The sequence below is a fragment of the Enterococcus sp. 6D12_DIV0197 genome (assembly GCF_002174385.1).
Taxonomy (GTDB): domain Bacteria; phylum Bacillota; class Bacilli; order Lactobacillales; family Enterococcaceae; genus Enterococcus_D; species Enterococcus_D casseliflavus.
Genome location: NZ_NIBN01000001.1, coordinates 3,567,935 through 3,579,204 on the forward strand (window position 1 = coordinate 3,567,935; position 11,270 = coordinate 3,579,204).

At 44.4% G+C, this 11,270-nt stretch carries 16 protein-coding genes; 3 read left to right on the forward strand and 13 right to left on the reverse strand.

Annotated features, from left to right (window positions below; all coding sequences use genetic code 11):
* Positions 1–59: 59 nt before the first annotated feature.
* The 12 genes from comGG to A5867_RS16815 form a co-directional block, all read right to left on the reverse strand.
* Positions 60–431, reverse strand: coding sequence for a competence type IV pilus minor pilin ComGG (comGG, locus tag A5867_RS16760; protein WP_231588477.1), 372 nt, complete (start codon positions 429–431; stop codon positions 60–62).
* On the reverse strand, positions 394–819 hold the full coding sequence (gene comGF / locus A5867_RS16765; protein ID WP_074934032.1) for a competence type IV pilus minor pilin ComGF: 426 nt from the start codon (positions 817–819) through the stop codon (positions 394–396). Before comGF ends, comGG begins: the two co-directional genes overlap by 38 nt.
* Positions 809–1,123 (reverse strand): hypothetical protein, encoded by a 315-nt coding sequence (locus A5867_RS16770; RefSeq protein ID WP_015510481.1) that lies wholly within the window; start codon positions 1,121–1,123, stop codon positions 809–811. The genes comGF and A5867_RS16770 overlap by 11 nt, the downstream gene beginning before the upstream one ends.
* Complete coding sequence (gene comGD / locus A5867_RS16775) at positions 1,104–1,577, reverse strand: competence type IV pilus minor pilin ComGD (RefSeq protein ID WP_034857584.1); 474 nt, start codon at positions 1,575–1,577, stop codon at positions 1,104–1,106. Before comGD ends, A5867_RS16770 begins: the two co-directional genes overlap by 20 nt.
* Positions 1,552–1,857, reverse strand: a complete 306-nt coding sequence (gene comGC, locus A5867_RS16780; RefSeq protein WP_015510483.1) for a competence type IV pilus major pilin ComGC — start codon at positions 1,855–1,857, stop codon at positions 1,552–1,554. The genes comGD and comGC overlap by 26 nt, the downstream gene beginning before the upstream one ends.
* Positions 1,854–2,882, reverse strand: a complete 1,029-nt coding sequence (gene comGB / locus A5867_RS16785) for a competence type IV pilus assembly protein ComGB (protein WP_034869028.1) — start codon at positions 2,880–2,882, stop codon at positions 1,854–1,856. The genes comGC and comGB overlap by 4 nt, the downstream gene beginning before the upstream one ends.
* Positions 2,836–3,798 (reverse strand): competence type IV pilus ATPase ComGA, encoded by a 963-nt coding sequence (gene comGA, locus A5867_RS16790; protein WP_087628076.1) that lies wholly within the window; start codon positions 3,796–3,798, stop codon positions 2,836–2,838. The genes comGB and comGA overlap by 47 nt, the downstream gene beginning before the upstream one ends.
* 88 nt (positions 3,799–3,886) lie before the next feature.
* On the reverse strand, positions 3,887–4,543 hold the full coding sequence (gene trmB, locus A5867_RS16795) for a tRNA (guanosine(46)-N7)-methyltransferase TrmB (protein ID WP_015510485.1): 657 nt from the start codon (positions 4,541–4,543) through the stop codon (positions 3,887–3,889).
* Between the two features lie 57 nt (positions 4,544–4,600).
* The gene (locus tag A5867_RS16800) at positions 4,601–5,380 is read right to left on the reverse strand and encodes a phosphotransferase family protein (protein WP_005227730.1); all 780 of its coding nucleotides are present in this window, start codon (positions 5,378–5,380) and stop codon (positions 4,601–4,603) included.
* Positions 5,381–5,484: 104 nt separating this feature from the next.
* The gene (locus tag A5867_RS16805) at positions 5,485–6,696 is read right to left on the reverse strand and encodes an ABC transporter permease (protein ID WP_087628077.1); all 1,212 of its coding nucleotides are present in this window, start codon (positions 6,694–6,696) and stop codon (positions 5,485–5,487) included.
* On the reverse strand, positions 6,693–7,427 hold the full coding sequence (locus tag A5867_RS16810; RefSeq protein WP_005227728.1) for an ABC transporter ATP-binding protein: 735 nt from the start codon (positions 7,425–7,427) through the stop codon (positions 6,693–6,695). Before A5867_RS16810 ends, A5867_RS16805 begins: the two co-directional genes overlap by 4 nt.
* A gap of 78 nt (positions 7,428–7,505) precedes the next feature.
* Positions 7,506–7,985 carry a hypothetical protein gene (locus A5867_RS16815; RefSeq protein WP_087628078.1) on the reverse strand — a complete coding sequence of 160 codons (480 nt, stop codon included), beginning with the start codon at positions 7,983–7,985 and terminating at the stop codon, positions 7,506–7,508.
* A gap of 212 nt (positions 7,986–8,197) precedes the next feature.
* Between A5867_RS16815 and A5867_RS16825 the strand changes: the two genes are divergently transcribed.
* The 3 genes from A5867_RS16825 to A5867_RS16835 all read left to right on the forward strand — a co-directional run bounded on the left by A5867_RS16825 (position 8,198) and on the right by A5867_RS16835 (position 10,148).
* Positions 8,198–8,623, forward strand: coding sequence for an HIT family protein (locus A5867_RS16825; RefSeq protein WP_005227719.1), 426 nt, complete (start codon positions 8,198–8,200; stop codon positions 8,621–8,623).
* The gene (locus A5867_RS16830) at positions 8,624–8,998 is read left to right on the forward strand and encodes a YtxH domain-containing protein (RefSeq protein WP_005227717.1); all 375 of its coding nucleotides are present in this window, start codon (positions 8,624–8,626) and stop codon (positions 8,996–8,998) included. It abuts the gene before it with no gap.
* A gap of 115 nt (positions 8,999–9,113) precedes the next feature.
* Positions 9,114–10,148 carry a peptidylprolyl isomerase gene (locus tag A5867_RS16835; protein WP_005227715.1) on the forward strand — a complete coding sequence of 345 codons (1,035 nt, stop codon included), beginning with the start codon at positions 9,114–9,116 and terminating at the stop codon, positions 10,146–10,148.
* A 170-nt stretch (positions 10,149–10,318) separates the two neighbouring features.
* On the opposite strand, the gene A5867_RS16840 is transcribed toward A5867_RS16835, so the two are convergent.
* Positions 10,319–11,263 carry an HD domain-containing protein gene (locus A5867_RS16840; protein ID WP_026008117.1) on the reverse strand — a complete coding sequence of 315 codons (945 nt, stop codon included), beginning with the start codon at positions 11,261–11,263 and terminating at the stop codon, positions 10,319–10,321.
* Positions 11,264–11,270: the final 7 nt, after the last annotated feature.

Here is an 11,270-nt window from a genome sequence, read left to right on the forward strand (position 1 = left end):
CATTCTTTTTCTATTTCTGTATGAAAAAGGATGGTCGAAACAACCATCCTTTTCCTGTACTATTTTTCTTGGTCATCTGTGTCTATTTCAGGCTCTTCTTCGGGTAACAAAAAGGTAAATGTAAAGCGGCGGCTTTTGACATGGCACTCGATCTGTAAGAGTTGTCCTTGCCGTTCATAGGTTAACTTTCCTACATTATAAAGTCGTGACCCTTGATCTGCCAATTCGTTTTGCAAGAATTCCGCATGAAACAGTTCGCTCATGATGCGGGCTTCATAGGTTTCAATGGTTTTTGTATAAAAAAGGGCTGTTGTGCGGCTGTTTTCTAACACTAGCAATAACATCAAGCTCAACAGCTGCACAAACAACAATGCTGTGAGTAAAATACCGCCTTTATGCCGACTCTTGTGTGTGAATTTTCCATTGTCCAATTTTCTGCTCTCCATTCTCAAAGGAAACGGTAAAGCGGATCGCTGCGCCAATTTTCTCAAAAGACACATCCGTTACTTCTGTCAATAGTGGTTGATACCCATTGTTGTCCCGCTTTCGCAGCACGCGATTGATGCGATCGATGGTGACCGAATTGTTTTGACTGCTTCGCAAATACAGTGTGGTCTCACTGAACGATAGATAGGTACAGGTACTTAATTCCCGTTCCAGCTGAAACAAAAACACATGCCATTCTTGATCTTTGCGAGCCATGATCTGCTGATTGACGGGTGCGAGGTGCTTAACGATCCCGCTGATCAGCAATAAGCAGATCGCCAATACCCATAAAGACAACAGACACTCCAACAAAGTAAAGCCTTTACTCTTCATACACGATCTCCCAGAGCTGCTCGCAACTTTGGATGCGTGCTTGTTGATGCTGCGCTGCTTGCCAAAAGCGAACTTGATAGACTGCCTGACGCTGCGTCGTGTAGGTAATGGTTGACGCATCAAAGGAGTGGTTCTGGACTTCTTCATACAGCACCCGCAGCATTTGGGCTTTTTCTTGCAATGCCGCACTTTGCGTCAGTGAAGCGGTCTGCATTGCTAAAAACAGTAACACACAAGTTGCCAAGACCCCAAAGCCAATCAGGCTTTCTGCTAAGATGAACCCACTATTCAACGATTTTTTCATAACGGCCACTCCCAAATAAAAACTTATAGCTGATGGTTTGCTTTTTCTCCTGCCAATAGAAAATGATCCTTCGCAGACTGCTGTTGTTGCCGGATTGACTACTAAAAAGAATATCGGGAAACGCCTGCATCGCTAGTTGAGGAGGAACGTCGATCTTGGTGACTGGCTCAGTTGCAGCGCCGTAAAATGAAACAGTTGGTGTTGGCTCTGCTTGATAGATTGCTCGGGTTTGTGTGTTATCGATGATGGCCGATTGCTGCAAGGTATAGAGTCCTTTTTCTAAGCGAGCACAAAAGCCGAAAACTTCCGCAGAGCGTTGATAGTACTCGATAGCCACGACGGGGAAAAAGAGAAAGAGACTACTGACCAAGAGTACCAAGAGACTTTCCATCAAGGTAAACCCAGAAAATCCCCTAGTGCCATTGTTCTCACTTTCTCTGCTCATAAATCGCATATTGTTCCTCAGATACATACCCTTCTGCAATCAATTCTTCTTTCGAAGGCACCCGATCTTCATTTAGACGAAAGAGTTCGATCTGGGTTTCCACTACTTTCACGATCGCCGCATTTCCTTTCTCATCAATGATTCCTCTTTGATTGGCAAGATTTGGGACAAACAACAAAACCAAAATACTGATCACTAATAAAACGACTAGCATTTCAACCAATGTAAAGCCTTTTTTGACACGCCAAATCCCCTGCTTGCGAGGAGATGCTACTTTCTTTTCTATCATTCGATCACTCCTTGGATATTTCCATAGATTGGTAAAAACATAGCGGCATAGATCCCAACGATCATTAAAGCAACCAACAAAAAAATCAGAGGCTGAACCCAGTGAATGGCTTTTTCGATTCGTTGAAACAAGCGTTCCATCAATAATTGACTGTATAAAAAAAGCTCTTCTCCTAACTTTCCTCGTACTTCTCCTTGAAAGACGATCAAAGAAAATTCGGGTGTGAGAAACGAGAAATGACGAAGTTTTTCTGGGAGTTCGCCCCCAAGTGTCAAGGTCACTCGCAGTTCTCGTGCTAATTCTTGGATCAAGGTAGCTTTATTGGTGTGCTCCATACACTCAATGATCTGTTGGATATCTAACCCTTGCTGAAACAACTTGCCCCATTCCAATGCGAAAAAACTCGTGTGATAACTCGTGTACAATGCTCCGAACAATGGCAGGTGGCTAAAAAACACAGCTTTTTGCAAGGCAGTGCGGCGGGCAAACACCCAGCGGCTGATCACAAAAAGCAGCACACTTAACAACAAGAAGAGGATAAGTACTGCTGGTGCCCAAGTGATGGCGCGAATGCCCCAATGACCTTCGTCGATCATGCCAGAGGCTAGCAATTGGGGCAATAAAAAGCGGTGCATCCCAAAAAGCGCCGCTATTAAAAAGACCAGTAACAAAAGCGGATAGGCAGCTACTTTGTACAGCAGCTGTTTTTGCTTGTTGACCAATTTATGGTAGTCGACCATCCGCCGCAAGGTCGCCGTGAGATCCCCATGATTTTCTGCTAAATGAAGCTGACTTTTTTCAGTAGCCGATAACGACAACGGCGCTACCGCTGCTGCAAAGCTTTGCCCTTGGGCGAGATGGACAATTAGCTGTTCGATCACAGGTTCAGAAAACTGGCGGCTGCGCAGCAGCACTTGGAGGCTTTCTTGTAGGGAAAAGCCACTCTCCAATAACACCGTGAAGGTGACTAAGAGGGCTTCAGTTGCACGGCGTGGTAGCTGGGGCTTCTTTTTCATAAACTTCATCGCTGATCCACCCACTTTCTTTCACTTGTTTTAATACGTGCTGCCACTGTTTTTCCACTTGCCCCTCATAAAAGTGATATGCCAGCAATCCATGAGGTTCATTCGCTTCATTTGGCAACAATCGCTGATAAATGATCCCTTGCAGCGCATGTGCCAGACGATCGTCTGTCCCGAGCAATTCCAGCAGCCGCGTCTTGGTTTCTGCTACACCTCGGGCATGGATCGTGGCAAATACTCGGTGACCTGTCAGAGCGGCTCGTACAGCGGCTTGCGCCGTTTCTTTGTTACGAATCTCGCCGATCAAAAGCAGGTCTGGACGATGCCGCAAGGACAAGCGAATCAATTCATCATAGTCTTGTTCGATCTTCAAATTGGTTTGCAGCTGTAAAAAGCGCGGCTCCTCGATCTCCACAGGATCTTCGATGGTAATGATTTGCCCCTTGGTTGCCCGAGCTAATTGATACATGAGGGTCGATTTCCCTGAGCCAGTGGGGCCAGAAAACAAATACAGCCCTCTTTGTTTGGTTGCCTGTTGGATCTGCTGGACGTCTTCTGCAAAAAAATAGCGCAGGTGCTCCTGAGTCAAAGGATAAAGAAACCGCATCACGAGACTTTCACGCCCTTGGTAATCACCGACTGTGGAAATGCGCAGCCGCTGCAGCTGATCGCCTAACGGATAACTGACTGCTCCTAACTGAGCTTTGCGTCGTTCTCCCACCTCCATTCCTCCTAAAAATTTGAAGCGAGTGATCAGCTGCTGGGCTTCTTCGTTGGTCAGTACTTGATAGGTCTTTCTGAGATAGCTTTTACTGAAAATCACCTCCATCTGTGTACCGCTCGGCAAAATGGCCAGATCCTGCATGCGTTCTTGTCTGCCATAGTGAATCAACTCATCTGAGAATGCTTGAATATCCACGACTTATCCCTCCTAAAAAGAAATACGCAAGCCTTTTGAGAATAGAAAAAAAAGACGAAGCAAATTTGCTTCGTCTTTCGTCTCTTCTTTATTCCTGCGGGTCTTTTGCCACAAATTGGGCTTCCACCCGATAGATTCGCTGCCCGCGGCTTGAGAATTTTTCTTCATATTCCGTCATGATATTGTTCTCAAAGGTACTGTTATGCAGGTCCAACCAAACTTGTTTGATGATCATGCCATATTGAGAAAAGCTCGCTAAGGAATACTCAAACAATCCTTGGTTGTCCGTTTTGAAATGGATTTCGCCATTAGGTCGTAAAATTTGCTCGTCCACCGCTAAAAAGGCTTTAGAAGTCAAACGGCGCTTCTCATGCTTCTTCTTAGGCCATGGATCAGAAAAATTCAAATAGATCTGGTCTACTTCATTGTCTTCAAAATAGTTGGTCAAAGCCGAACCATCCACATGCAGCAGCTGCAAGTTTGGGATCTCCTGCTCGATCATTTTATCCAGTGCGATCGAAACGACACTGATCTGCATCTCTACCCCAATATAATTGATTTCGGGATGAGCTTTCGCCATTTCCGTAATAAATTGACCTTTTCCCATGCCGATCTCGATGTGTAGCGGATGATCATTGCCAAAGCGTTCATGCCAACGCCCTTTCCATTCGGTAGGCTCTGCAACGACGTATTGTGGATGAGCTTCAATCAGCTCTTTTGCACCTGCACGTTTTCTTACTCTCATGTTTCTTCCTTTCCGAAAAAACAAGATGGAACCAAATTGCCTCGCTCCATCTTCTCTTCATTCACTATAAATTCGTTTTAATTGTAAAATCTCTGCATTCATGGCTTTGTAATCGCCCCGCAGATAATATTTTTTGACCTCTTGCAGCATACTCAACAATGCATACCAATAAATTTTTTCGATCACTTCGCTGCTGCTATGGATACCGTAGCGCACCAGCCAATGGGACCAGCTGGATAGCGGCACATAGTGACCTAAAATAGTCCCGATATCGATTGCTGGATCTGCAAACATCACGGAATCCCAATCGACTAAATACAAATAGTTTTGACAAACCAGCCAATTTCGATAATTGACATCGCCATGGACGACCGCGGCTTTTTGCTCGTCAAAAGCTGGAATATTGGCTTTTAAATACTCGGTAACCAAATGAATAAAACGGTTTTGAGCCACCGCAGAAGGCAGCTGATCTTGATAATCCATCAGCATTTGTTCAGGCGATCTGACTTGTCCGCCGATTTTGCTTAGCATCTGTGCCAGCGTTTTTGAATGATGCAAGTGATACAACACATCAATGACGTCATTTCTTTGGCCGATCTCATCGGGATCTAAGACCCGTCCATCCAGCCATTCTTGTGCGGAGAGCGTATCCCCATTTCCCGTCCGTTTCGTCCAGACGAGTTTGGGTGCAATGCCCTCTTTAGAGAGTGCCGCAAGCATCGGGGTCGTATTTCGTTTGATAAAGACTTTGTCGTTGTCCTTGAGCCCGATATAGGCTTTCCCGGTGTCGCCTTTGATCGGCCGCATACGCCAATCTTGATCCAAGCGAATATCCATCCTAGCTTCTCTCCTTATTTCGCAGTACCTCTTATTCTAGCTTCCTAAAGGGTTGCCGTCAAGCGCATATGCGTTCGCTTTTTGTAAGAGAGGTTTCCTGAGGATCAGGCGTGCATTTTCTTTAATCGCCCTGGCAAGTAGATGCCTAAAAAAAGACCCGCAAAGAGGAAGAAGCCCACAAAAGCGATGCCCCCTTGCCAAACAACGGGCAAGCGCCAGCAACAGATCACGCCGAAAAAAACAGTCGTCACAAGCAAAAGTGACCCGATAATTTTTTTGATTGCTGCGGCTTTTTGTTTTTCTGGCACGGGATACAAATGGGTCAAAACCATGTATTGAAATTCATTGATCAAAGGGATCAGTTGGAAACCGATCAGATAAAGAAACAAGCAGCCGATCAGCAGACTGATCCAAAGCTCATCGACAAAGAATAAGACGAAGCCACCAATCAAGGATAAACGGACATAAAGACCGCCGTATTGCCCACCACGAATCACTCGGCGCAAGTAAAGATAAAGATACGTATTGCTTTGGGCTGGTTTGATCTTTGCCAGCAACCAGTCGAGGTATTTGCGTCGTTTGGCTTCCGTCGTGATTTGGGGAACATCTGTAAACAAGTTGATAAACCGATAGATCCGTAATAAGCGCGATTGCTCGGCTTGGATCATATAGTCCCAATCCAAGAGCTGACGATTAGATTTCACGCCAAAGAGGAACCAGATTGATTGGAGGATGCTGATCACCAACCCTAGCCAAGGTGCTACATAAATACTGGCAAGTGTGGCAGCTAACGCACTGGCGAACCAGATTCCTCGCTGCTGTTTGACTTGCTGCTGTGTTTCTTGATACAACCGAATCCGCTGCAGTGAAAGATCCCCCAGTTTTAACAGCCACATCATTCCTAAAAAGAAGGGAAAGGAAGCAAATGTACTGTTTGCGGTGACCACGACCAAAGGCATCGTTGCTCCTACGGCTAAAAATAAGACCCCAAAGGGCAGCCAGAGGGAATAACGCAGGGCTTGACTGAGGTAACTTCTCATTTGCCCTTCTTTGGCTAACAGAAAAATCAAATCTGCCGGTTTCGTCAGTGTCGCTAAGCGTCCCAGCGGTAAAACGAAGAGCCAAACAGCGACCACGATGATGCCGCCTAATGGAAACGGCCGCGGCAATGTTTTTAGCAATTCTGAATAATACAGCCCCAGACCTCCCACTAAGAAGGTGCTGATCAAAGCAAAATGATCATTGAAGACATAGCGCAAATAGCGTGTCATCTGTTTTTGATGCCGCTGTAAGCGTTGCGAGAAAAACTGCTTCATGCTTGACTCTCCTTTGTCAGTGCGAGGTACAGATCATCAAGGGAGGCTTCTGGTGCTTGAAATTGGCTTCTTAGCTGCGCCAATGTCCCTTGTGCGCGGATCTCACCGTTATGCAGTAGGATGAATTTGTCACAATACTTCTCTGCGGTTGCTAAAATATGGGTGGACATCAAAATTGATGCCCCGGTTTGTTTCATCTCATTCATCAGTTCCAATAACGCATTGATCGCTAAAGGATCTAATCCTAGAAAAGGTTCATCAATGATGTAGACGCTTGGCTCAATCAAAAAGGCACACAGCACCATGACTTTTTGTTTCATTCCTTTTGAGAAGTTTGCTGGGAACCAATCGAGTTTGTTTTCTAAGCGAAAGGTTTTTAACAAACGCTCCGCTCGCTTCATGGCTTCTTCTTGCGGAAGGTCATAGGCCATCGCTGTCACTTCAATGTGCTCTCTTAAGGTCAATTCTTCATATAAAGATGGGGTTTCGGGAATATACCCGATTTGTTTGCGGTATTGCTCTGGGTTTTCCTTTAAGGTCAAGCCGTCGATCGTGATCGTCCCGCTGTGAGGTTGCAGTAACCCGATGATTTCTTTGATCGTCGTACTCTTCCCCGCCCCATTCAAGCCAATCAGACCAACGAGCTCACCATCGCCGATCGTAAAATCAATATTTTTTAAGACTGGCAGCTGGTTATAACCGCCTGTCACATTCGCTACTTGTAAAGTCATTCTTTTCCTCCGATTCGCCTAATTACGGCTTTCTGTCAACGTAGGCTCTTTTTTTCAATCCGCTAGCAAAACCGTTGCTTATTTTTCTTTATTCGTGACTTGTAAGATAAATTCGTTTTCTCCCACTGTAATGGTTTCTTGCGGCAATTCTTGACTGCCAAAGCGTTCTTGCCACAGTTGTGCATCACTCGCTGGAAAAATGACCATTTGAATCGCACCGGCGGCAAGACGGGTGGTAAAGGCTTGAACAGCAGCAGGTTCAGCATAGGAAACCAGACTGATCCTCAACTCTTCTTTTTGATACCCTTGGTCGATCGCCCAGGTCTCAATGGCTGTCTCCAATTCACTCTGCACCGTAGGGTCCATCGCTGTTTCAGTGACGATGGCGGCATTGACTACTTCTTCTTTTGGACGCGTTAGCGAATAGGTGATCGAACCTGCGAACACCACAAAAAGCATGATCGCAATCAACCATTCTTTATAGGCATAAGCCAAGTAGCGGAGCTTCGCTGAAGTCGTTGTTTTTTTCTGTAAGGTTTCTTTGATGATCGGTTTCATAGGTTCCTTCTTTCCAATTGATTTCTGATATTAAGTCTAGGGTTGTTGGAATCTAAATGCAAGCGTTTCTCGCTCGCTTTTCGCATTTCTTTAAAAAAGCGCCTTTGTTGAAGGAACAGTTGCCTTGTTCCGACTTTTTCAAAGAGGAAACCAGACGAAAAAAAGCAAAATATGGTAAAGTAGAGGTAATAGATCAAGGAGGTTTTTTTACAATGGAAAATTGTATTTTTTGTAAAATCAACAATCGTGAGATCCCTAGCTACAAAGTCTACGAGGATGAGCAAGTTTATGCCTTTTTAGATATTTCCCAAGTCACCCCTGGTCATACATTGGTGATTCCCAAAACCCATGTGACGGATATTTTTGAGTACGATGAAACGTTGGCAGCAGCGGTTTTTGCCCGCATCCCTAAGATTGCTCGGGCGATCGAAAAAGCATTCCCTGAGATCGAAGGCTTAAATATCATCAACAACAATAAAGAATTGGCGTACCAATCGGTCTTCCATTCCCATGTCCATTTGATTCCTCGTTACAGCAAAGACGATGATTTCAAGATCCATTTTGGCAATCACGCAGACAATTACACGGGGGAAGAACTAGCGGCAATCGCCGAAAAAATTGGAAAGCAGGTGGACTAAATGATCGGCAATTTTCTTAAAGGACTATTATTCGGGTCCATCGCCGGCGGCTTAGGCGGTTTGCTTTTTGCACCGAAAAGCGGCAATGAAACCCGTGAAGAATTGATTCGCTATTTAGATGACACGACAGAAGCGACCTTAGAATTCAATGACAGCGTCAAACAGCTAAAAGATGCCGTAATGGTGACCCGCAAAACGATCGACGAAACGATCCCTGTTGTTACGGAGTCTTTCACGAAAGATTTGGAAGCCTTCAAATTCCAAGCCCAACCGCGCCTTGCTCGGATCAAGACCCAAATGGAGCAATTGAATCAACACATTACGACGATTCAAGCCCAAAGCGCAGAGGATGACAAACAAATCGAAAATTTGTAGTTTTTATGAATTTTGTTTGAAACATCCACTGTTTTCTTCCCAACCATTTCTAGAAGTGGTATAGTAGGTGCAGTGATTATTATGAATCTTTTTAGAATTAGGAGTGCTTAAACGAATGAAGAAAAAATTACTTTTAGTAGCAGTCAGTGCAATGAGTCTTTTTGCATTAGCGGCTTGTGGAAACTCAAGTGAGGAAATCGCAACAATGAAGGGCGGTAAAATCACTGTTCAAGATTTTTATGATAAAGCAAAAACAAGTTCAGAAAACCAACAAGCGTTGCGTCAAATGATCGTCTTAAAAGTCTTTAATGAAAAATACGGCGATGACGTGACTGAAGAAATGATCGACGAACAATTCAACAACGTGGCTGAACAATACGGCGGTAGTGATTCTTTTGAATCAACCTTGACTGCTTCTGGTTATACGGTGAAATCTTACCGTGCAGAATTGAAAGAACAGCTTGCGTTACGTGAAGGCTTAAAAGCCAACATGGATATTACTGATGAAGAAATGAAAACTGCTTGGGATTCTTTCCACCCAGAAGTAGAAGCACAAATCATCAAAGTAGCAAGTGAAGATGATGCCAAAGATGTCTTAGAAGAAGCGAAAAAAGATGATGCTGACTTTGGCGAAATCGCTAAAGAAAAATCAACGGATGCAGCAACAAAAGAAGATGGCGGAACGATCAAATTCGATTCTACGTCAACTGCTGTGCCAAACGAAGTGAAAACAGCCGCTTTTGATTTAAAAGATGGTGAAATCTCTGAAGTGATCTCTGCAACCAACACGTCGACTTATACGACGGAATACTATATCGTGAAAATGGTGAAAAACCAAGACAAAGGCAACGATATGGATAAATACAAAGATGAATTGACTGAAATTGCTCAAAACACGTTGTTGAATGATTCAACCTTTATGGCAGCAACGATCGGTCAAGAATTGCAAGCAGCCAATGTGAAAATGAAAGACTCTGACTTAGCAGACTTGCTTTCTGATTACATCACAGCTGCCGAAACAGAAGATTCAACTGCTGACTCTTCTGCAACGGATGCAACAGACAGCTCAGCAGCAGATTCTTCTGCTACTGAGGCAACCGATGATTCTACTGCAACAAGTGAAAGTGCTACAGATTCTTCTGCTGAATAAACGAAAAAAGAAGTGCCGTCATAGCGGTGCTTCTTTTTTTGTGCCGATTAGATTTCTATCTACGATTCAACTGCTTTTTCCAGTAGCTAAAAAAGCCACGCTAAGCAAGCCTAACGTGGTTTTTGTTCTTTCTATCATTCACTTTGATCGATCAAGCTGCAACGTCACTGCTACACTTCTTTCGGTACATAAAAACTCCGATTGTCCATGCCAAAAATTCGGTCTGTGTATTGACCAGGTTCTGTCAGGCGGATCGAGGTCAGCATCATTTGCATGGAAGCATCCAAATTATCGATCTGATGGAGGATCTCCGCTTCCATTATGCGGGGCCGAACAGGTGACCCATATTCTAACAAGCCATGGTGGGCTAAGACCATATGCCGCAAAACAACGATGTCTTCTTGTTTGTCATCAAATTTCAAAGCAATACAGGCTTGCGTGATTTCTTCATCCACTAAGACCAAATGCCCTACTAGATTCCCCGCTAAGGTATATTCTGTCGTCATGGGACCTGTCAACTCGATCACTTTTCCTAAATCATGTAAAATAATGCCCGCATACAGCAATGACGCATTTAATTCAGGGTATTCTTTGACGATCGCTTTTCCTAAGCGCAGCATAGTTGTCGTATGATACGCCAATCCACTGGCGAAGGCATGGTGATTGCGCTTCGCAGCTGGAAAGTCAAAGAATTCCTTTTTATACTTGTTCAACAAGAAACGGACGATGCGATTCCAGTGAGGATTTGTGATCTCAAACAAGGTTTGACTGATTTCTTCTTCCATCTCTTCTTTTCGCAAGGGCGCTTTTTCCATGTATTGGCTTGGTTCGTGGGGTTCTTCCGGCTTCGCTAAACGCAAATGCATGATTTTGACTTGCGGATTGCCTTGGTAAACTTCTCGTTTCCCATCTAGTAGTACCACTTTCCCGGGTTCAAAACGGGCGATTTCTTCATCTGATGCATCCCAAAACTTTCCATCGATCGTGCCAGATGTATCCTGAAACGTGAAGGCAATAAACTTTTTGCCGTTTTTCGCGATCCGTACATCGGCATTTTTGATCAGTAAGAAAAGTTGAAACGTTTCATCAACAGTTAATTCACGAATTTTTTTCATGGGCTTA